Raw genomic sequence first — 21,004 nt, 5'->3', positions numbered from 1 at the left:
GCCGGCTGACGCCGGCCAACGCCGGCTCAGCCCGGTTCGGGCCGGTTCAGTTCAGGTAGCTCCCGCGGGCCTCGGGCGACGACGGGTGCTCCGGGCCGCCGCGCGCGTAGGCGGACGCGGCCGGCCCGGCGGTCACGCCGTGGAGGACCACGGACAGGAGCACGGTCGTCGCGACCGTCGCGACGGCGGACGTCACCACGGGGCCCTCGCCGAGCTGTTCCAGGGCGAGCAGCGCGAAGACCACGGACGCGAGCCCTCGTGGCCCGAACCACCCGAGGAACAGGACGTCGCGCGCCGGGATCCGGTAGCCGAGGAGCGCCGCGCCGACCGGGAGCAGCCGGACCACGGTGAGGCTCGCGACCGCGTAGCCGACCGTCGCGAAGGACGCGTGCTCCACCGCCATGGGGACGAGCGCCGCACCGAACATGAACCACACCACGAGCGTCATCAGCTCACCGCCCAGCTCGACCAGCTCGGTGGTCCGGTGCGTCTCGCACTGCTCACGGTCGGTGACCAGCCCGAACACGAGTCCGCCGACGAACGCGGCGACGAATCCGTTGCCGTCGGCCGCCACGGCGAGCGCGAAGGCCGCGATGCCGGTGGCCAGGGTCCCGATGCGCAGGGCTCCGCCTGCGGCCCACCCGCGCCGGGAGGACAGCGCGAGGCCCCAGGCCCCTGCTGCTCCGACCCCGGCGCCGATGCCGAGTGCGACGAGCATCTCGAGCGCCGCACCACCGAGCCCGTGCCGTTCGAGGGAGCCGACGCCGAGGCTCACCCCGGCGAGGGCGATCGCCAGGGTCACGACGGGGGTGGAGAGCCCGTCGTTGAGCCCGCTCTCCACGTTGAGCGCGACTCGGAGCCGGGTCGGCACCCGTGTGTCCGTGATGACCTGCGAGCTCAGTGCGGCATCGGTCGGTGCGAGGGCGGCGGCGACGAACAGCGCGAGCTCCCACGGCAGGTCGGTGAGCAGCAGGAGCGCTGCCCCGGTCCCCGCGAGCAGCGTGAGCGGGAGCCCGAGGAGCAGCAGCCGGGCCGGCAGCGCCGCCGTGCTGCGCAGGGCCCTTAGGTCGATCCGTACGGCGTCGCCGAACAGCACGAGCGCGAGCGCGAGCTCGGCGAGCGTGTGCACCGCTCCGGTCTCGACGTCGAGCGGCACGAGCCCCCACGCGTCGTTGGCGAGCAGCGCCCCTGCGGCGACGAAGACCAGCGGGCCCGTGATCTCACGGCGTTGCAGCGCGCCCGAGCCGACGGCCCAGACCAGCACGAGGCAGGCGAGCACGGCGAGAGTCGTGGTGGTCACGGGTCCACCCGACCCGACCGCTGCGCGAGGCCCATCTCAGACGCCTCCCGCGAAGCCCGACTGGCGCCACGCCTCGTAGCTGACGATCGACGCGCTCGACGTGAGGTTGAGCGAGCGTCGCCCGGAGAGCATCGGGATGCGTACCTGGTCCGTCACCCTCGCGTGCCCGAGGACCTCCGGAGGTAGGCCGGTGGGTTCCGGGCCGAAGAGCAGCACGTCGTCCGGCCGGTACTCGACGTCCGTGTAGCGCGTGGTCGCCTGGGTCGTGAAGGCCAGCACCCGCGAGCCGGGCAGCGCGGCGAGCAGGGCCTCGAGGTCGGGGTGGACGACGACGCTCGCCAGGTCGTGGTAGTCCAGCCCGGCCCGCTTGAGCTTGGGCTCCGAGAGGTCGAAGCCGAGCGGCTCGACGAGATGGAGCGTCCCGCCCGTGACGGCCGAGAGCCGGATCGCGTTGCCCGTGTTCCCGGCGATCCGGGGCTCGAAGAACGCGAGGTGCGGCACGGGCGTGGCCCGGGCGGCGGGCGCCCCGTTGCCGTCGGGGGCCCGGTCCTCGGGCATGAGGGACAGGTCGGGGACGGGCGCGTGATCGTCGGTGTGGCTCACGCGCCCATCCTCCCAGCCCGGCTCCGGAGCTGCGCCCGTCCGTGCGTCAGTCGGTGAGACGCTGCAGACGGCGCGAGACCCGGCGGTGGTCGGTCAGCGCGTCGCCGAGGCCGCTCAGGCGGGGCTCGCCGCCGTCCACGAGCACCTCGCCCGCGACGACCGTGGTCATCGCCCGCGCGGGACCGGTGCGCAGCCAGGCCTCGACCGGGTCGGTGTGCGCACCGGCGAGCGAGATCTTGTGCGCGTCCCAGACCACGAGGTCGGCGGACGCCCCCGGGCGCAGGTGGCCGATGTCGTCGCGGCCGAGGCAGCGCGCCGACCCGCGGGTCGCGACGTCGAGCACCTCGCGGGCGTTCAGCGCCGTCGGCGTGCCCGGGCCCTGGCGGTAGCGCGAGAGCAGCAGCGCGGTGCGGGCCTCGAGCCACAGCGACGCGGCGTCGTTCGACGACGACCCGTCGCACCCGAGCCCGACGGGGTGCCTGCGGCGCGCATCTCGGCGACCTTCGCCGTCCCGCCCGCGAGCATCATGTTCGAGCTGGGGCAGTGGGCGACCCCGACCCCTGCCGCGCCGAGGCGGGCGATCTCGCTGTCGTCCGGGTAGACGCAGTGCGCGACCCACGAGCGGTCGGTCAGCCAGCCGACCTCCTCGAAGTAGTCGACCGGTCGGACGCCGTAGGTCTCCAGGCAGTAGTCGTCCTCGTCGTGGTCCTCGGCCAGGTGGGTGTGGAGGCGGACGTCGAGGCGTTCCGCGAGCTGCGCCGTCTCGATCATCACGTCCTTCTGGACGGAGAACGGCGAGCAGGGCGCGAGGGCGACCTGGATCATCGCCCCGGCGCCGCGCTCGTGGTAGGCGGAGACCAGGCGCTCGCTGTCGGCGAGCACGGCGTCCTTGTCCTGGACGACGCTCGCCGGCGGCAGCCCGCCGTCCTCGACGCTGCGGGTCATCGAGCCGCGGGTCGCGTGGAACCGGAAGCCCACGTCCCGGGCCGCGCGGACCTGCGCGTCGATGAGGTTCGGGCGCGGGTGCACGTACTGGTGGTCCATGGACGTGGTGCAGCCGCCCATGAGGAGCTCGGCCATCGCGACGTACGTCGAGACGTAGACCGACTCCTCGTCGAGCCCGGCCCAGACCGGGTAGAGCGTGGTGAGCCACTCGAACAGCGTCCCGTCGACCGACGGCGCGAACGCGCGCGTCAGGTTCTGGTACATGTGGTGGTGGGTGTTGATCAGGCCCGCGGTGACCAGGCGCCCGCCGGCGTCGATGACGGGGCGCTCGCCGGGCGTGCCGCCGGGCCCTGCGGGCGCCGCCGGCGGCGCCACGCTCCCGGGTCCGACGGCGGTGACCGTCCCGTCGGTGATCGCGACCCAGCCGTCGGCGATCTCGTACCCCGTGTCGACGACGAGGTGGGCGTGGGTGATGAGCAGGGACTCCGTCATGACGGCTCCTCCGGTGAGGTGGCGATCAGGAAGGGTCTCGCCGCCGGCGGACGCCGGTGCAGCTCGACCCTGCGCCCTGTCCCGAGCAGTCGTACGACTGCCGGATCGTCACCGCCATGGGGGCGGACGGGCCCGGAACCTTCGATCGCCGATCGATGGTGGGTCCGCTGATCGTACACACGAACCCTCGCGCCGACCAGAGGTCGATCAGGCGCGCAACCGCGCCCGCAGGTCCGCCAGCTCCTCCCGCAGCCGCGCCGGGACCCGGTCGCCGAACCGGTCGAAGAACTCCTCGGTGAGGTCGGCCTCCGCGAGCCACGACCCGGCCGGGACGTCGAACAGGGCCTCGAGGGCGCCGTCCGGCAGGTCGAGCCCGGCGACGTCCAGCGCACCGGGCGCGGGGACCAGGCCCACGGGCGACGCGACCGCTCCGACGTCCGTGCGGCGACGCCGGGCGCGGTCCACCTGCTGCGTGATCCACGAGACGACGCGCGAGTTCTCGCCGAACCCGGGCCACAGGAACGAGCCGTCGTCACCCTTGCGGAACCAGTTCACCTGGAAGACCAGGGGCCGGTGCTCGGGGGCGACGGCCGCGCCGACCTCGAGCCAGTGGGACCAGTGGTCGGCCATGTCGTAGCCGCAGAACGGCAGCATCGCGAACGGGTCGCGGCGCAGCTCGCCGACGGTGCCCTCGGCGGCGGCGGTGCGCTCCGACGAGATGGTGGCTCCCATGAAGACGCCGTGGCCCCAGTCGAACGCCTGCGCCACGAGCGGCACGTTGGTCGCCCGGCGTCCGCCGAAGACGATGGCGTCGAGGGGGACCCCTCCGGGTCCTCCCAGGTGTCGGCGATCGAGGGGCACTGCGCGGCCGCGACCGTGAACCGGGAGTTCGGGTGCGCCGCGGGGCGACCCGCCTCGCCGTCGGCCGGCGTCCAGTCGCGACCCTGCCAGTCGGTCAGGTGCGCCGGGGAGTGTCGGTCAGACCCTCCCACCAGACGTCGCCGTCGTCCGTCAGGGCGACGTTCGTGAAGATGGTGTCGCGCGTGAAGGTCGCGACGGCCGTCGGGTTCGTCGTGTCGCCGGTCCCGGGCGCGACGCCGAAGAACCCGGCCTCGGGGTTGATCGCCCGCAGGGTGCCGTCGGGTCCGGGGCGCATCCAGGCGATGTCGTCGCCGATGGTCTCGACCGTCCAGCCGGGGATCGTCGGACGGAGCATCGCGAGGTTCGTCTTGCCGCACGCCGACGGGAACGCCGCGGCCAGGTGGTACGCGCGGCCCGCGGGGAGGTGGCCCGGATGATCAGCATGTGCTCGGCGAGCCAGCCCTCGTCACGGCCCATCGCCGAGGCGATGCGCAGCGCGAAGCACTTCTTGCCGAGCAGCGCGTTGCCGCCGTACCCGGACCCGTAGGACCAGATCTCGCGGGACTCGGGGAAGTGGACGATGTACTTGGTCTCGTTGCACGGCCACGGGACGTCGTCGTGGCGGACGTCCGGTGCTGGCGCCTCGGGCGCGTCTCCCGTGCCCTCGGTGGTCGTCACGAGCGGCGCGCCGACGGAGTGCACCGCGGGGACGAAGGGCGCTCCGGCGTCGACCAGGTCCATGACCTCGCGGCCCACGCGCGTCATCGTGCCCATGGAGACGACGACGTACGGCGAGTCGGTGATCTCGATGCCGATCTGCGACAGCGGCCCGCCGACGGGCCCCATCGAGAAGGGCACGACGTACATGGTGCGTCCGCGCATCGACCCGCGGAACACCTCCTGGAGCTCGGCCCGCATCGCGGCGGGCTCGCGCCAGTTGTTCGTCGGTCCGGCGTCCGCCTGGTCCTCCGAGCAGATGAACGTCCGGGACTCGACGCGGGCGACGTCGTCGGGGTCGGAGCGCGCGAGGTAGCTCCCGGGGCGCAGGTCCGGGTCGAGCGGCAGGAGCGTGCCCGTCTCGACCATCTCGGCGATCAGGCCCTGCCGCTCCTCGTCGGAGCCGTCGCACCACACGATCCGGTCGGGCCGGGTCAGCTCGGCGACGCCGCGCACCCACTCGGTGGCGCGGACGGCGTTCGAGCCGGAGAACGCCGAGTCGTCAGGGGTGGTCGACGAGAGGCGGGTGCGGCGGGGGTTCGCGCTGATGGTCATCGGGGTCCTCCGGGTGGCGGGTGCAGCGTGGTTCGCTCGTGTCCTGATGCCTCGACTCTTCCAGCGTGCGGCGCCGACTTCACCGTGGCGCGCGCGTGAAGAAATGATGATCTTCACGTAGCGTGAAGCCATGACGGGTGAACTGCATCACGGTGACCTGATCACCCTCGGCCGCAGGATCCGACACTTCCGGACCGGGCGGGACCTGACCCTCGACGCGCTCGGGGCCGCGGTCGGCGTCGCCCCGAGCCTGCTGTCCATGATCGAGAACGGCCGCCGCGAACCTCGCCTCTCGCTGCTCCAACAGCTCGCCCCCGCCCTCGGCGTCACCGTGGCGGACCTGCTCGCCGAGGAGCCTCCTCGAGGCGCGCAGCCCTCGAGATCGAGCTGGACCGCGCGCAGCGCGGCCCGCTCTACGGGACGCTCGGCCTCGCGCCCGTCCGGGCCGGCAGCCGGCTCGCGCTGCCCGTGCTCGAGAACCTCGTCGGCCTGCACCGCGAGCTCACCCGCCGCGCCACCGAGGCGATCGCCACCCCGGAGGAGGCCCGCCGCGCCAACACCGAGCTGCGCCTCGAACGGCAGCGCCGCGACAACCACATGCCCGAGATCGAGGCGCTCGCGGAGAAGATGACGCGCGCCGCGGGGTACACCGTGGGCGCGCTCACCCACCGCACCGTGGCGCGGATGGCCGAGCAGCTGGGCTTCACGATCTGGCACGTCGACGACCTGCCGCACTCGACCCGGACGGTCACCGACCTCAACCACGGCCGCATCTACCTGCCCCCGGCGTCGATCCCCGGCGGCCACGGGCTGCGGTCCCTCGCGCTCCAGGCCCTCGCCCACCGCGTGCTGGGCCACGAGCGGCCGACGTCGTACGCGCAGTTCCTGCGCCAGCGGGTCGAGATCACCTACTTCTCCGCCGCCTGCCTGATCCCCGAGTCCGCGGCGGTCGAGTTCCTGGAGACCCGCAAGCGGGCGCGCGACCTCGCCGTCGAGGACCTGCGGGACGCGTTCGGGGTGACGCACGAGGCGGCGGCGCAGCGCTTCACGAACCTCGCGACGGTGCACCTGGGCATCCCGCTGCACTTCATGCGCGTGGGGGACGACGGCGCCCTGTTCCGCGGGTACGCGAACGACGGCCTGCCGCTCCCGGCCGACGTGACCGGCGCCATCGAGGGGCAGCTCGTCTGCCGGCGCTGGGCGGCGCGCGAGGCGTTCGCGCACCGCGACCGGGCGACCGAGTCGTACCAGTACACCGACACCCCCGCGGGGACCTTCTGGTGCTCGACCCAGACCGGGGCGACGGCGGCCGGGGAGTTCTCGATCACGGTCGGGGTGCCCTTCGGGTCGGCCCGCTGGTTCCGCGGCCGCGACACCACGGCCCGCAAGGTCTCGACGTGCCCCGACGAGTCCTGCTGCCGCAGGCCCGACGCCGAGGCGGACGGTCGGTGGAACGGTGCGGCCTGGCCGAGCGCCCGCATGCACCAGCAGGTGCTCGCAGCCCTGCCGCGCGGCGCGTTCCCCGGGGTGGACGACGCGGAGGTCTACCGGTTCCTGGACCGGCACGCGCCGTCGTCCGACACCTGACCCCCGTCCCGCTGATCCCGGTCCCGCTCTGCCGGGTGAGGAAGGGCGAGGTCTGCGGCGCCCGGACGCAGCGGAGGTCCCCCGCGAGTGTCGCTCGCGGGGGACCTCCGAACTGATCGGGGCCCGACGGCGGGAGGATCGCCCTCGCCGCCGGGCGGTGGTGCGGGCTACTGCTCCACGTCGTCGTCCACCCAGTCCATCGTCTTCGTGACGGCCTTCTTCCAGTTGCGGTACAGGCGGTCGCGCTCGTCGCCGTCCATGTTCGGCGACCAGCGCTTGCCCTCGTTCCAGTTGTCGATGACGTCCTGCTCGCCGTCCCAGAAGCCGACCGCGATGCCGGCCGCGTACGCGGCACCGAGCGCCGTGGTCTCGGCGACCTCCGGGCGGACGACGTCCACCCCGAGCTGGTCGGCCTGGAACTGCATGAGCAGCTCGTTCGCGACCATGCCGCCGTCGACGCGCAGCTCGGTGAGGTCCACGCCGGAGTCCGCGTTCATCGCGTCCACGACCTCGCGCGACTGGTAGGCCGTGGCCTCCAGCGCCGCGCGGGCGATGTGGTTGCGGTTGACGAACCGGGTGAGCCCGACCAGGGCGCCGCGCGCGTCGGAACGCCAGTACGGCGCGAACAGGCCGGAGAACGCGGGCACGAAGTACGCGCCACCGTTGTCGTCGACCTTCTTCGCCATCCACTCGACGTCGGGGGCGTCCTCGAACATGCCGAGGTTGTCGCGCATCCACTGGACGAGCGAGCCGGTCACGGCGACCGAGCCCTCGAGCGCGTACACCGGGTCGTTGTCGCCGATCTTGTAGCAGACCGTGGTGAGCAGGCCGTTCTTGCTCATCACCTTCTCGGTGCCCGTGTTGATGAGGATGAAGTTGCCGGTGCCGTAGGTGTTCTTGGCCTGGCCGACCTCGAAGCACGCCTGGCCGAACGTCGCGGCCTGCTGGTCGCCGAGGATCCCGGCGATCGGCACGTCGGGGAGCATGCCGCGCTGGCGGCCCTTGCCGTACACCTCGGAGGACGACCTGATCTCGGGGAGCATCGACATCGGGATGCCCATGTCCGAGGCGATGTCCTCGCGCCACGACAGCGTGTCGAGGTCCATGAGCATGGTCCGCGACGCGTTGGTGACGTCCGTGACGTGGACGCCGCCCTCGGGGCCGCCCGTCATGTTCCACAGCACCCAGGTGTCGGTGTTGCCGAACAGCAGGTCGCCACGGTCGGCGGCTTCGCGGGCGCCCTCGACGTTGTCGAGGATCCACTTGACCTTGGGGCCCGAGAAGTAGGTCGCGAGCGGGAGGCCGACGATCGACTTGTACTTGTCGGCACCCTCGTCGCCGCCGAGCTCGTCGACGATCTTCTGGGTCCGGGTGTCCTGCCAGACGATCGCGTTGTAGACGGGCTTGCCGGTGCTCTTGTCCCAGACCACCGCGGTCTCGCGCTGGTTGGTGATGCCGACGGCGGCGATGTCGGAGTGCGTCACGTTGCCGCGGGTCAGGGCGAGCCCGACGGCCTCGCGGACGTTGCTCCAGATCTGCTCCGGGTTGTGCTCGACCCAGCCCGCCTTCGGGAAGATCTGGTCGTGCTCGAGCTGCCCGGTCGAGTGGATCTCGCCGGCGTGGTTGAAGACGATGGCCCGGGAGCTGGTGGTTCCCTGGTCGATCGCGAGGACGTAGTCAGCCATGTGTTCTCAGTCCTTCTGCAGTGATGGGTTCGTTGGTCTGCGGGGTGCCGGACGGCGTCCGGCACCCCAGGGGTCGGGCGACGGTCGCGGGACGGCCTAGTAGATGGCGCCGGCGAAGAGACCGGCGATGACGCCACCGGTGATCGGGCCGAGGACCGGCACCCAGGAGTAGCCCCAGTCGCTCGAGCCCTTGCCCTTGATCGGCAGCAGGAAGTGCGCGATGCGGGGGCCGAGGTCACGGGCAGGGTTGATCGCGTAGCCGGTCGGGCCACCGAGGCTCAGACCGATACCGACCACGAGCAGCGCCACGGCGAGCGGGCCCATGTCGCCCGGCCAGTTGCCGAAGCTCAGGACGACGAAGACCAGGACGAACGTGCCGATGACCTCGGTGACGAAGTTCCAGCCGTAGGAGCGGATCTCCGGGCCGGTGGAGAAGACGCCGAGCTTGGTGGCCGGGTCGGCGTCCTCGTCGAAGTGCTTCTTGTAGGCCAGGAAGACGAGCAGCGCACCGACGGCGGCACCGGCCATCTGCGCGGTGACGTAGTAGAACCCGTTCGCGGCCGTGACCGGGATCCCCGGGGCGAACTCCTCGGCCCCGCTCGCCCAGATGCCGAAGGTGACGGCCGGGTTGATGTGGGCACCGGACTTGAAGGCGACGAACACACCGGCGAAGACCGCGAGGCCCCAGCCGAACGAGATCACGATCCAGCCGGAGTCGAACCCTTTGTTCTTGGGGAGGATGACGTTCGCCACCACACCACCACCAAGCAGCAGCAGCATCGCTGTCCCGAGGAACTCGGGGAGCATCAGATCGGACCAGACGTCCATGTCTGTCTCACTTTCTTCTCGAACTTCGTTGTCGGACGGTTGCGTCGTCGCGGGGTGGATCAGGTCGTTCAGGTCGTTCAGGTCGTTCAGGTCGTTCAGGTCGTTCAGGTCGTTCAGGTCGTTCAGGTCGTTCAGGTCGTGCGGCGGGACTGCCGTCCCCCGGGCGGGTAGCCCGGGGGACGGAGGATCAGGTGCGCAGGTCCTGGAGCGGCGCGATGTCCTCGGCCGCGAGCCGGGCGACCTCGGCGGCCGCGTCGTCGGGCTCCTGCTCGGCGGCGGCCTCGGCCTCCGCGCGAGCGGTGTACGAGGCGATCTCGGCGGCCTTCGTGGCGTCGTCCCAGCCGAGGATCGGCGCGATGATGCCGGCGATCTCCTCGACGGCACCGAGTCCCCGGTTCTCGACCTCGTAGTTGAGCCGCGTGCGGTGGAGCATCACGTCCTCCAGGTGGAGCGCGCCCTCGTGCTCGGCGGCGTACGCGATCTCGGCCCGCAGATAGGCGGGTGCCGCCTCGAGCGGCTGCGCGAGCCCCGGGTCACCGAGACACAGCTCGACGATCTCGCGCAGGTTCGAGCCGTAGCGGTGCAACAGGTGGTCGACCATGGCGTGCGTCCAGCCGTACCGCTGCGCCCACGTCCTGGCCTGGCGTCGGACGGCGGCCAGACCCACCGCGCCCGTGAGCGGGATGTCGTCGGTGATCGACGGCAGGGCGGAGGCGCGCTGGCCGATGGCGAAGTCGACGGCGTCCTTGGCCATGACGCGGTACGTCGTGAGCTTGCCGCCGGCGATCACCGTGAGACCGGTCGTCGGGCTGGCCACGGTGTGCTCCCGCGACACCTTCGCCGAGCCGGTGCCCTCCTTGGTGCCGGGCTGCAGGAGCGGACGCAGGCCTGCCCAGGTGCCGATCACGTCGTCGCGCGTGAGCGGCTTGGCGAGCACCGCGTTCGCGTGCTCGAGGACGTAGTCGATGTCGGCCGAGGTCGCCACGGGGTGGGTGAGCTCCTGCTCCCACGGGGTGTCCGTCGTGCCGATCACCCAGTACCGGGACCACGGGATCACGAAGAGCACGCTCTTCTCGGTCTGCAGGATCAGGCCGACCCGCCCCTTGATGCGCTCGCGGGGCACGACGATGTGGATCCCCTTGGACGCGAGGACCTTGAGCCCGCCCTCGTCGCCGGCCAGCGCCTCGGTGTCCTCGGTCCACACGCCCGTCGCGTTGATGACGGCGCGGGCCCGCACGGTGATCTCCCGCCCGGACTCCAGGTCGACGAGCACGGCACCGTTCACCGCGCCCGTCGGGCCCTTGGTGAGCTCGACGACCTGGGTGCGGGAGGCCGCGTGGGCGCCGTACGACGTCGCGGTGCGGACGATGCTGGTCACGAGGCGGGCGTCGTCGACCGACGCGTCCCAGTACTGCACGGCGCCGATCGCGGCGTCGTGCGCGAGGTCCGGGAACTTGCGGGCGATCTGGGCCCGCGTCAGGTGGCGGTGGAGCGGCAGGGCGCGCTTGCCCGGGGCGAGGCTCGCGAGCGTGTCGTAGAGGGCGATGCCGGTGCCTACGTAGGCGCGCTCCCAGATCCGATGCTCGAGGGGGTAGAGGAACGGGACGGGGCGCACGAGGTGCGGCGCGAGCTTCTTGAGCAGGAGGTCGCGCTCGGTGAGCGCCTCCTGGACGAGGTGGAAGTCGAGCATCTGCAGATAGCGCAGCCCGCCGTGGACGAGCTTGCTCGACCGGCTCGAGGTGCCCGAGGCCCAGTCCTGGCCCTCCACGATCGCGGTGGAGAGGCCGCGGGTGGCGGCGTCGAGCGCGATCCCGGCTCCGGTGACTCCACCACCGATCACGAGCACGTCCAGCTCGTGCTGGGGCTCGGTGGTGGCCGCGAGAGCGTCGAGCGACTGACGGCGCGACTCGGCGGTGAGTCTGGTGGAAGCCATGGATACCCCTCGTTCGGTGCGTGCGGGTCGCCTGGAGGTGCGGCGGCGTGATCGGTACTACCTTGGGCAGCGGTAGAACACTCTTGCAACCGGGGTGCACATATGTGCACGACACTGCAGAGGTCGGGAATGCGTGCTAAGCAGTCCTGCCGCGTTTCGAGGGGGCCCGGGCACACGGACGGCGCGGACGGAGAGGGATCACGGTGGACGACAGCGAGGACGTGCTGCGGGCGGCGTCGATGTACTACCTCCAGGACATGAAGATGGAGGCGATCGCGAAGCACCTGCGCACGTCACGAAGCACCGTGTCGCGGCTGGTCAAGCGCGCGCGGGAGACCGGGCTCGTCGAGATCCAGGTGCGGGCGCCGCACGGCCGTGCTCCCGGTCTGGGCCAACAGATCTCGGCGGCGTTCGGCGTCGCCGCCTGGGTGGTCCCGGTCCCCGACCGCGCGTCGCAGGCCCAGCGTCTCGATCAGGTCGCCGTGACGACTGCACGACTTCTCACCGGCTGGTTCGACTCGGACATGGTCCTGGGGGTGGCCTGGGGCACGACCTTGTCGGCCGTGGCCCACCATCTGGCGGCGAAGCCGACGCGAGGGAGCGCCGTCGTCCAGCTCAACGGGGCGGCGAACACCCGCACGACGGGCGTGAGCTACGCGAGCGACCTCATCGCGACCTTCGCCGGCGCGTTCGGAGCGAGCGAGCACTACTTCCCCGTGCCGGCGTTCTTCGACTACGCGGGGACCAAGCGGGCGATGTGGCGCGAGCGTTCGGTGCGGCGGGTGCTCGACGTCCAGCGGGCGGCCGACATCGCGGTCTTCTCGGTCGGGGCGATCTCCGGCGTCGTGCCGAGCCACGTGTACTCGGCGGGCTACCTCGAGCCCGAGGACCTGCGCGTGCTCGACGCGGAGGGCGTCGTCGGCGACGTCTGCACCGTGTTCCTGCGCGCCGACGGCACCTACAGCGACATCGCCCTCAACGACCGGGCCACCGGGCCCTCGCCCGCCGAGCTGCGGCGCATCCCGCGCCGGGTGTGCGCGGTGTCGGGGGACAACAAGGTGCGACCGCTGCGCGCCGCCCTCAACGCGGGGGCCGTGACCCACCTCGTGATCGACGAGGTCACCGCCGCGCGCCTCATGGGGTGAGGCGGACGGCGCGGCCGCCCAGCCCGGCGTATCTTCGCCCAATGCGCGCGAGCCCCGAGGAGTCCCGACCGTTCCGGCTGCGACCGGCCCTGCCGGGCGACGTGCGCCGCATCAGCGACCTCGTCGTGCCCTACGCCACCGACCGGATCCTCCTCGCCAAGGAGCTCGTCGGCTACTACGAGTCGGTCCAGGAGTTCGTCGTCGCGCAGGCCGCCGTCCCCGCAGAGCGGGCCGGGGACACCGGGACCGCAGAGCAGGACGGCCAGGGCGCGGGTGCCACCGTGGGCTGCGGCGCGCTGCACGTCATGTGGGAGGACCTCGCGGAGGTCCGGACCCTCGCCGTGGACCCGGCGTGGCGCGGCCGCGGCGTCGGCCACGCGATCCTCGCCGAGCTCCTCGACCGAGCCCGTGGGCTCGGGCTGCGACGGGTGTTCTGCCTGACCTTCGAGGCCGAGTTCTTCTCCCAGCACGGGTTCCAGGAGATCGAGGGGACGCCGGTCACGAGCGACGTCTACGCGGAGCTCCTGCGCTCGACGGACGTCGGCGTGGCCGAGTTCCTCGACCTCGCCAAGGTCAAGCCCAACACCCTGGGCAACACGCGGATGCTGCTCGAGCTCTGACGGCGTCAGTCGGGCAGCCGGTAGACGTCGCCGTCCTGCTCGACCAGGCCGTCCTCGACGAGGCTCGCCACGCACCGCTCGAGCTGCGCAGCGTCGGACCAGAGTCCGCGCACGACCGTGCGCGGCACGGGGTGCGCGCTGCGCCGGAGCTCGGCCATCACCCTGCCCCGGACCTGACGGTCGGTCCCCGCCCAGGCCTGCCCCCGGCGTCGGGCAGCGTGCTCGTCCGGGGAGAGCCGGCGAGGCGCCACCGGCACAGGTCGGCCACCGGGCACGCGGGGCACCGCGGTGCACGGGCCGTGCACACGGTCGCGCCCAGCTCCATCGACGCGGCTGCCCAGGCGGCGGCCGCCGTGGGGTCGTCGGGCACGAGGCGGGCGGCGAGCGCGAGCTCCGCCGCGCGCGGGGTCGGCGGCGGCAGCGCCGTCCCGACCACCGTGCGGGCCAGCACCCGCCGGACGTTCGTGTCGACCACGACGCTGCGCCCGCCGAACGCGAAGGCCACCACCGCCGCGGCCGTGTAGGTGCCGATGCCCGGGAGCGCCAAGAGCTCAGCCTCCGTCTCGGGCACGCGCCCGCCGTGGCGATCGACGACCGCCTCGGCGCACGTCCGCAGCCGCAGCGCACGACGCGGGTAGCCGAGCCGGTCCCAGGCCCGCAGGACGTCGGCCGTCGTCGCCGCGGCGAGCGCGGCGGGCGTGGGCCAGCGCTCCATCCACTCGCGCCACCGCGGCTCGACCCGGGAGACGGGGGTCTGCTGCAGCATGACCTCGCTCACCACGACCCCCACGGGGAGCAGTCCGGACGGCGCCACGGCAGGTCGCGCGCCGCCGTCCGGTACCAGTCGACGGTCGTCTCCCGCAGCTCCGCGAGCTCGGGCGCAGCGACCGCACGCTCCGGCGGGCCCGCTGCGCTCGGCACGTGGGGCAGCCGCGGGGCGCGGGATCGGGAGACGGCGGGCATGACGTGACATTCTCCACGATCGGCGCCGTCGACGGCGAGGCTGTGCGGCTGGCGGCGCTGCGCCTCGTAATCTGTCGTCCTGCGCCGGTCCGACGGTCGAGCGCGACGTCGCCGCCCGGACCGGCGGCGGGTCAGGTGCAGGTGCGAGCAGAGGCGGGGAGGTGGCGTGGGAGTGGTCTCGGCGTCCGCCCGACCTCGGCCGGCGGTGCTGTTCCTCCGGCGCACCATCGCTCTCGTCGTCCTCGCGGCAGTGCTCGCCGCGGTCGTCGCCGGGGTCGTCGTCCTGGTCCGCGCGTTCGACGGCAGCGGCACCGAGGCCCTCCCCGAGATGGCCGCCGCCGAGAAGCAGGCCCCGCCGACGCCCCAGCCGCTGGGAGCGCCCGTCACCTGCGGACCGGACGACGTCGAGGTCAGCATCGACGCCGACGCGTCCGAGTACGTCGCGCCGCGGCGGCCGCTCTTCACCGTGACGGTGCGGCACGTCGGGCGGACGCCGTGCCTCGTCGAGTCCTCCGCGGTCGGTCGACCGGTGACGATCACCTCCGGGGACGCCCGGACCTGGTCGTCCGCGGACTGCTCGACCGAGGAGCGCACGATCCTGATGGCCCGCGGTGACGTCGACGAGCAGAAGGTCCGGTGGGACCGGGTCCCGTCGGCCGACGGGTGCCCGGACCCCGGTGATCCCGCGGACCCCGGCACCTACCAGGCGGTGGCGGCGCTCGCGGGCGTCGACGGGACGGCCAGCGAGCCGGTGCGGTTCACGCTCGAAGCGAAGCCCGAGCCGAAGCCGACCCCGTCGTCCACCCCGTCGTCCGACGAGTCGGACGATTCCACCGACGAGACTGACAAGCCTTCGGACGAGGCTGACAAGTCTTCGGACGAGACCGAGGAGCCGTCCGACGAGGCCGAGGCTGCGGAGCCGTCGGACGCGGACTGACGCCCGCGGATCCCGGACCTTTGCTGACACCCGAGCCGGCCGGGTGGGAACTGACGCCCGAGACTGCCGGACGGGGACTGTCGTACTGCCCGAGGCGGGCACGCCTGCGGAACGGTCGGACGCCGTCCGACGCCGGAGCGGTCAGACGTAGCGTTCCAGGATGCTCGACTCGGCCAACCGGGAGAGCCCCTCGCGGACCGCGCGTGCCCGCTGCTCGCCCACACCGTCGACAGCCATGAGGTCGTCCACCCCGGCGGCAAGGAGCTTCTGGAGGTTGCCGAACCGGTCCACGAGCCGGTCCAGCACGGCGCTCGGCAGGCGCGGGACCTTCGACAGGAGCCGGTAGCCGTGCGGCGCGATCGCGGCGTCCAGCGCCTCGCCCGCGCCCGGGAGCTCGAGGACCTTGCCGATGTGGCTCAGGTCGAGGAGCTGGGTCGAGTTGACGTCGGCGAGCACGGCGCGGACCTGGTCGACCGTCCGGTCCGACCGGTCGAGGTCGACGTAGTCGCGGATCACGTAGTCGTGGTCGGCTCCGATGCCCCCGATCAGCTCGTCGAGCTGGAGCTCGAGCAGTCGGCCATCGGTGCCGAGCTCGACGACGTAGCCGGCGATCTCGTCGGAGATGCGGCGGACCATCTCGAGGCGCTGCACCACGACGCACACGTCGCGGACCGTGACGAGGTCCTCGATCTCGAGCGCGGACAGGGTGCCGCTGACCTCGTCGAGCCTCGACCGGTAGCGCTCGAGCGTCGCGAGCGCCTGGTTCGACCTGCCGAGGATCGAGTCGGATCCCTCCAGCGCGTACCGCTGGTTCTCGAGGTACACGGCGACGATCTTCATCGACTGGCTCACGGAGATCACGGGGAACCCGGTCTGCTTCGCGACGCGCTCGGCCGTGCGGTGCCGGGTCCCGGACTCCGTCGTCGTGATCGCCGAGTCCGGCAGGAGCTGGACGGCGGCACGGAGGATCTTGGTCGCACCGCTGTCGAGGACGACGGCGCCGTCCATCTTGGACAGCTCCCGGAGGCGGGTGGCGGAGAATTCCACGTCGAGCACGAAGCCGCCGGAACAGATCTGCTCCACGACGTCGTCGAGGCCGAGCACGATCAGTGCGCCCGTGCGGCCGCGCAGGATGCGCTCGAGGCCGTCGCGGAGCTCGGTCCCGGGGGCGACTGCCGCCAGGGTCTCGCGCAGTCGTCCGTCGGGCGTGGCGGGAGTCTGTGGCACGGGCCGATCCTACGGCCGACCGGTGCACGAGGCCGGGTGGGGAGGCCCCGCCGATGTCTTTGTGATCCATTCGTGACGGCTCGCCGCGGAGCGGTCGACTGGGCCGACGGAGCCGACGGAGCCGACGGATCCGACGGACCCGACCCTGCCGACCGAGCAGGCGGAGCGGACATGGCAGACAGGGGCAGGGGAGCCGCCGGAGCCGCCGGAGCGGCTGGAGCGGCGTCTGCTCACCGTGAACCGGCCCGCGCGAGCTCGACGGCCTCGGCGACGTGCCGAGCCTCGAGGACCGTCATGCCCGCCGGGGGCGGGCTCCCGACCGGGCGGGGACGATCGCCCGCGTGAAGCCGAGCCGGGCGGCCTCGTTGAGCCTGCGGTCCAGCCCCGTGACGGGCCGGATGTCGCCCGCGAGGCCCACCTCCCCGAAGGCGAGGGTGCCCTGGGGCAGCGCCTCGTCCTCCTTGGCGGAGACGGTGGCGACGGCGATCGCCAGGTCGGCTGCCGGCTCGCTGACGCGGGCGCCGCCGATCGTGGAGACGTACACGTCGTGGTCGCCGAGCCGCGCACCGGCGTGCCGGTGCATGACGGCGAGGATCATCGCGAGCCTGCTCGACTCGATGCCCGAGGTCGTCCGCCTCGGGTTGGCGAGCGGGCTCGGGACGACGAGGGACTGGATCTCCAGCGCGAGCGGGCGACGGCCGTCGAGGGTCACGGTCAGGCAGGTGCCGGGTGTCCGGGCCGCGCCGTGCGAGAGGAACAGCCCGCTCGGGTCGGGGAGGCCGACGATCCCCGACTCCGAGAGGTCGAAGCAGCCGACCTCGTCGGTCGGTCCGTAGCGGTTCTTCGTGGCCCGGACGAACCTGAGCCGGGAGTGCCGGTCGCCCTCGAACTGGCAGACGACGTCGACGAGGTGCTCGAGCGTCCGCGGACCGGCCACGGTCCCGTCCTTCGTGACGTGCCCCACCAGGATGACCGGCAGGTCCCGGTCCTTGGCCGCAGCGATGAGCGCGCCGGCGACCTCGCGGACCTGGGACACGCCGCCGGGCGCGCCGTCGACCTCCGTCGACGCGATGGTCTGGACCGAGTCCACGACGAGCAGGTCGGCGTCCGTGGCCTCGATGTGGCCGAGGACGCTCGCGAGGTCGGTCTCGGCCGCGAGGAGGAGGCGCGGCGCGAGGGCTCCGATGCGCTCGGCGCGGAGCCGTACCTGACCGGCCGACTCCTCGCCGGTGACGTAGAGGACCGTGCGCGCGGGTGCGGAGGCGGAGCCCGCGGCGACGTTGCTCGCCGCCGACAGGAGGAGCGTGGACTTGCCGACCCCCGGCTCGCCGGCGAGGAGGACGACGGCTCCTGGGACGAGACCCCCGCCGAGGACGCGGTCGAGCTCGCCGACCCCGGTCGGCACCGCGCGCGTCGCGTCGACGTCGATCTCGCCGATCGGGCGGGCCGGCCCGCGCGTGGGCTGCACCGCCGTCGTCCGAGGCCCGGTGGCGGCCGCGCCGGCCTCGCTGACCGACCCCCACTCCTGGCACTCGCCGCACCTGCCGACCCACTTGGCCGTGGTCCAACCGCACTCGCTGCACCGGTAGGCGGGACGGGCGGTCTTGGCCGTGGCGCGCGTGGTCGTCTTCACGCGCCCGACGGTAGTGGCTGCCACCGACGCGGGACCGGCGCCACTAGGCTGACCGCGCAGACGGACGGCCTTCGGCCGAGCAGCGACTCGCGGGTCGGGAGGGCAGGAGCCAGGTGGACGACGAGCGTCGGGGTGGCGGGCAGGACCGGGCAGGGCAGGGGCGGCCGCAGGGCTCAGGCCCCTCCGGCCGGCCGGGTCGAGCGGGCGGGCAGGCCGCGCCGGACCCGGCCGTGTTCCGGCGGCGCAGGATCGTCGCGGGCACCGGCCTGCTGGTCGTGGTGGCGGCCGTCGCGCTCTTCCTCGCCTTCGTGTGGCCGGGGTTCGCTACCGAGGCATCTTCACCGGGCGAAGGCGGCGACACGAGCGCGGCGTCCACCGGGGCCTCGACCGACGAGCCGAGACCCACCGAGCCGACCTTCGACCCGGTCCCGCGGGCCGAGAACGCGGACGCGCTGGCGCTGGCGCTGCCGGACACCGTCCTGCGCTTCGCCCTCGTCGAGGAGGGCGAGACGGTCGTCTTCGACGACCTGGACCCGCACGACGCATGGCGCGCGGTGTACGCCGACGCGGAGGGCGCCACGGACGGTGAGGGCAGCGACGGCGCCGACAGTGCCGACAGCGCCGACAGTGCCGACAGTGCCGACACCTCAGACGACGCCGAGGCGGAGGGCGAGGACGGCGCGGAACCCGCGGAGACCTCGGAGCCCGACGTCGGGGACGGCGCGTCGACCGTCACCGTCGAGGTCGGGCAGTGGACGGAGGGGAGCGACGCCGCGGACGCCTACGGGAGCGTGGTCGACACCGCTGGCACCGCCGTGGAGACCGGGGACGTGCTGGTCGACGACGAGGTCGTCGGCGAGTACCAGCGGTTCGACGGCGGGTCGGGCACGTCGACGGTCGTGTGGCGCAACGATACGGTCGTGCTCCGGGCCGTCGGGCCGACCGAGGACATGCCGTCGTTCTACGCGGCGTTCCCCCTCTAGCGTCGCGGGCGGCCCAGCACGCACCATCGACCTCACGAGGAGACGCACCGTTGAGCAACGACACGACCGCATCCGCCCCCGCCACGGACGACCGCACGGACGACCAGCAGGACCAGCCCAGGGTCGCCGTGCTGGGCACCGGAGTCATGGGTGAGACGGTGCTCACGGGGGTGCTCGCCGCGGGGTGGTCGCCCCGGAGGGTCGTGGCGACCGCGCGCCGGGCGGAGCGTGCCGCAGAGCTCGAGGAGACCCACGGGGTGCGCACGAGCGGGGACAACGGCGCCGCCGTCGCGGAGGCCGACGTCGTCGTGCTCGCGGTCAAGCCCAAGGACATCGGGGCGCTCCTCGACGAGATCTCGCCGCACGTCGAGCCGGGGACGCTCGTCCTGACAGTCGCCGTCGGGCTGTCCTGCGCGTTCTACGAGGCCCGCCTGCCGCAGGGCACCCCTTCGTCCGCGTGATGCCGAACACGCCGTCCTCGATCGGTGCGGGGGTCAGCGCCATCAGCGCCGGCACGGCGGCGACCGAGGACCACCTGAGCCTGGTCGAGCGCATGCTGGCTGCGACCGGGCTCGTCGTGCGGGTCGCGGAGAAGGACCAGGACGCGGTCGCCGCGATGTCCGGCTCCGGCCCGGCCTACGTGTTCTACGTGCTCGACGCGCTCTCCGAGGCAGGCACCCTGATGGGTCTGCCCCGGGCGCTCGCCCGGCAGCTCGCGACCGCCACCGTGCTCGGTTCGGCACGGATGGCCGACGAGTCCGGCGAGCACCCGGTGGTGCTCCGGGAGAAGGTGTCCTCGCCGGGGGCACCACCATCGCTGCGCTGCGGCAGCTCGACGCCGGTGGCGTCCGTGCCTCGTTCGTGGACGCGCTCGTGGCCGCGAAGGACCGTTCCGCCGAGCTCTCGGCTCAGCTCGAAGGGAAGTGAGCCGGATGGCCGGCACAGGTGGTACCCAGCCGCGACCGCCGGCCATGTCCGACGTGGCGCACGAGGCCGGGGTGTCGCACCAGACGGTCTCGCGGGTCCTGAACGACCACCCGAGCGTCCGCCCCGAGACGCGGGACCGCGTGCTCGTCGCGATCGAGCGGCTGGGCTACCGCCGCAACAGCGCCGCGCGCGCCCTGGTCACGCGCCGGTCGGCGACCATCGGCGTCGTCACCACCGGGTCTGCGCTGTACGGCCCGACGAGCACCCTCGTCGCGATCGAGCGTGCCGCCCGCGACGCCGGGTACTTCGTCGGCGTGGCCACGCTGACGTCGCTCGACGCGGCGTCCGTGCACACGGCGCTCGAGCACTTCCTGGACCAGGCGGTCGAGGGCGTCGTCGTCATCGCACCGCAGGACGACGTCGCTCAGGCCGTGGAGAGGTTCTCGGCGGACGTGCCGCTCGTCCTGGTCGCGGCGCGCGAGCCGGACCCGGCGCGCAAGGCGCACGAGATCGCGGTCGACCAGAGGGCGGGGGCGAGGGCCGCGACCGCGCACCTGGCAGGTCTGGGCCATCGCGAGGTGCTCCACCTGGCCGGACCGCAGGACTGGTTCGACGCGCGCGAGCGCGTGGCCGGTTGGCGAGAGGCCCTCGCCGCGGCCGGGACCGAGGGGACGCTGCGCCAGGGGGACTGGACCTCGGCCCGTGGCTACCGGGTGGGTGGTGAGCTTGCCGACCAGGTGGTGGCGGGGGCGGCCCGACGGCGGTGTTCGCCGCGAACGACCAGCTCGCGCTCGGTCTGCTCCGCGCCTTCTGGGAGCGCGGTGTGCGCGTGCCCGAGCAGGTCTCGGTCGTCGGGTTCGACGACATCGAGGGGTGCGAGTACTTCATCCCGGCGCTGACGACGGTGCGGCAGCCGTTCGACGAGCTGGGCCGCGCGAGCCTCGCGACGTTGCTCGACGTGGTGGGGGGCGGGTCCGAGCGGCACCCGGCGATCCCGCCGACGCTGGTCGTCCGGGCCAGCACGGGTCCGCCACCCGGATGACGTGACGGTTGCCGTGACGTT

Annotated in this window: 13 protein-coding genes and 6 pseudogenes; 9 read left to right on the top strand and 10 right to left on the bottom strand. The window is 73.0% G+C overall.

Going from position 1 to position 21,004, the window contains the following annotated elements; translation table 11 throughout:
• Window positions 1–46: 46 nt before the first annotated feature.
• From QUE47_RS03085 to QUE47_RS03070, 4 genes and pseudogenes are all read right to left on the bottom strand, one after another.
• Window positions 47–1,300: a cation:proton antiporter domain-containing protein gene (locus QUE47_RS03085; RefSeq protein WP_286218514.1), complete on the bottom strand. Its 1,254-nt coding sequence runs from the start codon at window positions 1,298–1,300 to the stop codon at window positions 47–49.
• A 36-nt stretch (window positions 1,301–1,336) separates the two neighbouring features.
• The gene (locus QUE47_RS03080; RefSeq protein ID WP_286219370.1) at window positions 1,337–1,801 is read right to left on the bottom strand and encodes a tRNA (cytidine(34)-2'-O)-methyltransferase; all 465 of its coding nucleotides are present in this window, start codon (window positions 1,799–1,801) and stop codon (window positions 1,337–1,339) included.
• A gap of 148 nt (window positions 1,802–1,949) precedes the next feature.
• A pseudogene (locus QUE47_RS03075) lies at window positions 1,950–3,112 on the bottom strand (amidohydrolase family protein).
• 435 nt (window positions 3,113–3,547) lie between these two features.
• A pseudogene (locus QUE47_RS03070) lies at window positions 3,548–5,473 on the bottom strand (phosphoenolpyruvate carboxykinase (GTP)).
• A gap of 130 nt (window positions 5,474–5,603) precedes the next feature.
• Here QUE47_RS03070 and QUE47_RS03065 point away from each other — a divergent pair.
• Window positions 5,604–7,060 (top strand): annotated as a pseudogene (locus QUE47_RS03065) (helix-turn-helix domain-containing protein).
• A gap of 167 nt (window positions 7,061–7,227) precedes the next feature.
• Here QUE47_RS03065 and glpK read toward each other — a convergent pair.
• The 3 genes from glpK to QUE47_RS03050 all read right to left on the bottom strand — a co-directional run bounded on the left by glpK (window position 7,228) and on the right by QUE47_RS03050 (window position 11,506).
• Window positions 7,228–8,745 (bottom strand): glycerol kinase GlpK, encoded by a 1,518-nt coding sequence (gene glpK, locus QUE47_RS03060; RefSeq protein WP_286218513.1) that lies wholly within the window; start codon window positions 8,743–8,745, stop codon window positions 7,228–7,230.
• 96 nt (window positions 8,746–8,841) lie between these two features.
• Window positions 8,842–9,573, bottom strand: a complete 732-nt coding sequence (locus QUE47_RS03055) for an MIP/aquaporin family protein (protein ID WP_286218512.1) — start codon at window positions 9,571–9,573, stop codon at window positions 8,842–8,844.
• Window positions 9,574–9,760: 187 nt separating this feature from the next.
• The gene (locus QUE47_RS03050) at window positions 9,761–11,506 is read right to left on the bottom strand and encodes a glycerol-3-phosphate dehydrogenase/oxidase (RefSeq protein ID WP_286218511.1); all 1,746 of its coding nucleotides are present in this window, start codon (window positions 11,504–11,506) and stop codon (window positions 9,761–9,763) included.
• A gap of 239 nt (window positions 11,507–11,745) precedes the next feature.
• On the opposite strand from QUE47_RS03050, the gene QUE47_RS03045 reads away from it, so the two are divergent.
• Both QUE47_RS03045 and QUE47_RS03040 read left to right on the top strand, forming a co-directional pair.
• On the top strand, window positions 11,746–12,651 hold the full coding sequence (locus QUE47_RS03045) for a sugar-binding transcriptional regulator (RefSeq protein WP_434019750.1): 906 nt from the start codon (window positions 11,746–11,748) through the stop codon (window positions 12,649–12,651).
• Between the two features lie 41 nt (window positions 12,652–12,692).
• Window positions 12,693–13,271 carry an amino-acid N-acetyltransferase gene (locus QUE47_RS03040; RefSeq protein WP_286218510.1) on the top strand — a complete coding sequence of 193 codons (579 nt, stop codon included), beginning with the start codon at window positions 12,693–12,695 and terminating at the stop codon, window positions 13,269–13,271.
• A gap of 5 nt (window positions 13,272–13,276) precedes the next feature.
• On the opposite strand, the pseudogene QUE47_RS03035 reads toward QUE47_RS03040, so the two are convergent.
• Window positions 13,277–14,234: pseudogene (locus QUE47_RS03035) on the bottom strand (HhH-GPD family protein).
• A 166-nt stretch (window positions 14,235–14,400) separates the two neighbouring features.
• Here QUE47_RS03035 and QUE47_RS03030 point away from each other — a divergent pair.
• On the top strand, window positions 14,401–15,171 hold the full coding sequence (locus tag QUE47_RS03030) for a hypothetical protein (protein ID WP_286218509.1): 771 nt from the start codon (window positions 14,401–14,403) through the stop codon (window positions 15,169–15,171).
• 141 nt (window positions 15,172–15,312) lie between these two features.
• Here the strand turns inward: QUE47_RS03030 and disA are convergent, their stop codons facing one another.
• Together disA and radA are read right to left on the bottom strand one after the other, a co-directional pair.
• Window positions 15,313–16,398 (bottom strand): DNA integrity scanning diadenylate cyclase DisA, encoded by a 1,086-nt coding sequence (gene disA / locus QUE47_RS03025; protein ID WP_286218508.1) that lies wholly within the window; start codon window positions 16,396–16,398, stop codon window positions 15,313–15,315.
• Between the two features lie 230 nt (window positions 16,399–16,628).
• A pseudogene (gene radA, locus QUE47_RS03020) lies at window positions 16,629–18,031 on the bottom strand (DNA repair protein RadA).
• A 113-nt stretch (window positions 18,032–18,144) separates the two neighbouring features.
• Here radA and QUE47_RS03015 point away from each other — a divergent pair.
• The 5 genes and pseudogenes from QUE47_RS03015 to QUE47_RS16475 all read left to right on the top strand — a co-directional run bounded on the left by QUE47_RS03015 (window position 18,145) and on the right by QUE47_RS16475 (window position 20,983).
• Window positions 18,145–19,014 carry a hypothetical protein gene (locus QUE47_RS03015; protein ID WP_286218507.1) on the top strand — a complete coding sequence of 290 codons (870 nt, stop codon included), beginning with the start codon at window positions 18,145–18,147 and terminating at the stop codon, window positions 19,012–19,014.
• A gap of 50 nt (window positions 19,015–19,064) precedes the next feature.
• Entirely contained in the window at window positions 19,065–19,475 is a 411-nt protein-coding gene (locus QUE47_RS16485; RefSeq protein WP_350227661.1) for a pyrroline-5-carboxylate reductase family protein, read from the top strand.
• Window positions 19,475–19,941, top strand: a pseudogene (locus QUE47_RS16480) (pyrroline-5-carboxylate reductase family protein). Before QUE47_RS16485 ends, QUE47_RS16480 begins: the two are co-directional and overlap by 1 nt.
• Window positions 19,942–20,012: 71 nt before the next feature.
• On the top strand, window positions 20,013–20,840 hold the full coding sequence (locus tag QUE47_RS03005) for a LacI family DNA-binding transcriptional regulator (RefSeq protein WP_350227660.1): 828 nt from the start codon (window positions 20,013–20,015) through the stop codon (window positions 20,838–20,840).
• Window positions 20,738–20,983: a substrate-binding domain-containing protein gene (locus tag QUE47_RS16475; RefSeq protein ID WP_350227720.1), complete on the top strand. Its 246-nt coding sequence runs from the start codon at window positions 20,738–20,740 to the stop codon at window positions 20,981–20,983. The genes QUE47_RS03005 and QUE47_RS16475 overlap by 103 nt, the downstream gene beginning before the upstream one ends.
• Window positions 20,984–21,004 lie beyond the last annotated feature (21 nt).

The sequence above is a fragment of the Paraoerskovia sediminicola genome (assembly GCF_030296575.1).
Lineage (GTDB): Bacteria > Actinomycetota > Actinomycetes > Actinomycetales > Cellulomonadaceae > Paraoerskovia > Paraoerskovia sediminicola.
This window is presented reverse-complemented; position numbering and strand designations above follow the sequence as displayed.

Coding starts and splice junctions, on each gene's coding strand:
- glpK (WP_286218513.1), bottom strand. CDS start 8,745: ATGGCTGACTACGTCCTCGCGATCGACCAGGGAACCACCAGCTCCCGG.
- QUE47_RS03055 (WP_286218512.1), bottom strand. CDS start 9,573: ATGGACGTCTGGTCCGATCTGATGCTCCCCGAGTTCCTCGGGACAGCG.
- QUE47_RS03050 (WP_286218511.1), bottom strand. CDS start 11,506: ATGGCTTCCACCAGACTCACCGCCGAGTCGCGCCGTCAGTCGCTCGAC.
- QUE47_RS03045 (WP_434019750.1), top strand. CDS start 11,746: ATGTACTACCTCCAGGACATGAAGATGGAGGCGATCGCGAAGCACCTG.
- QUE47_RS03040 (WP_286218510.1), top strand. CDS start 12,693: ATGCGCGCGAGCCCCGAGGAGTCCCGACCGTTCCGGCTGCGACCGGCC.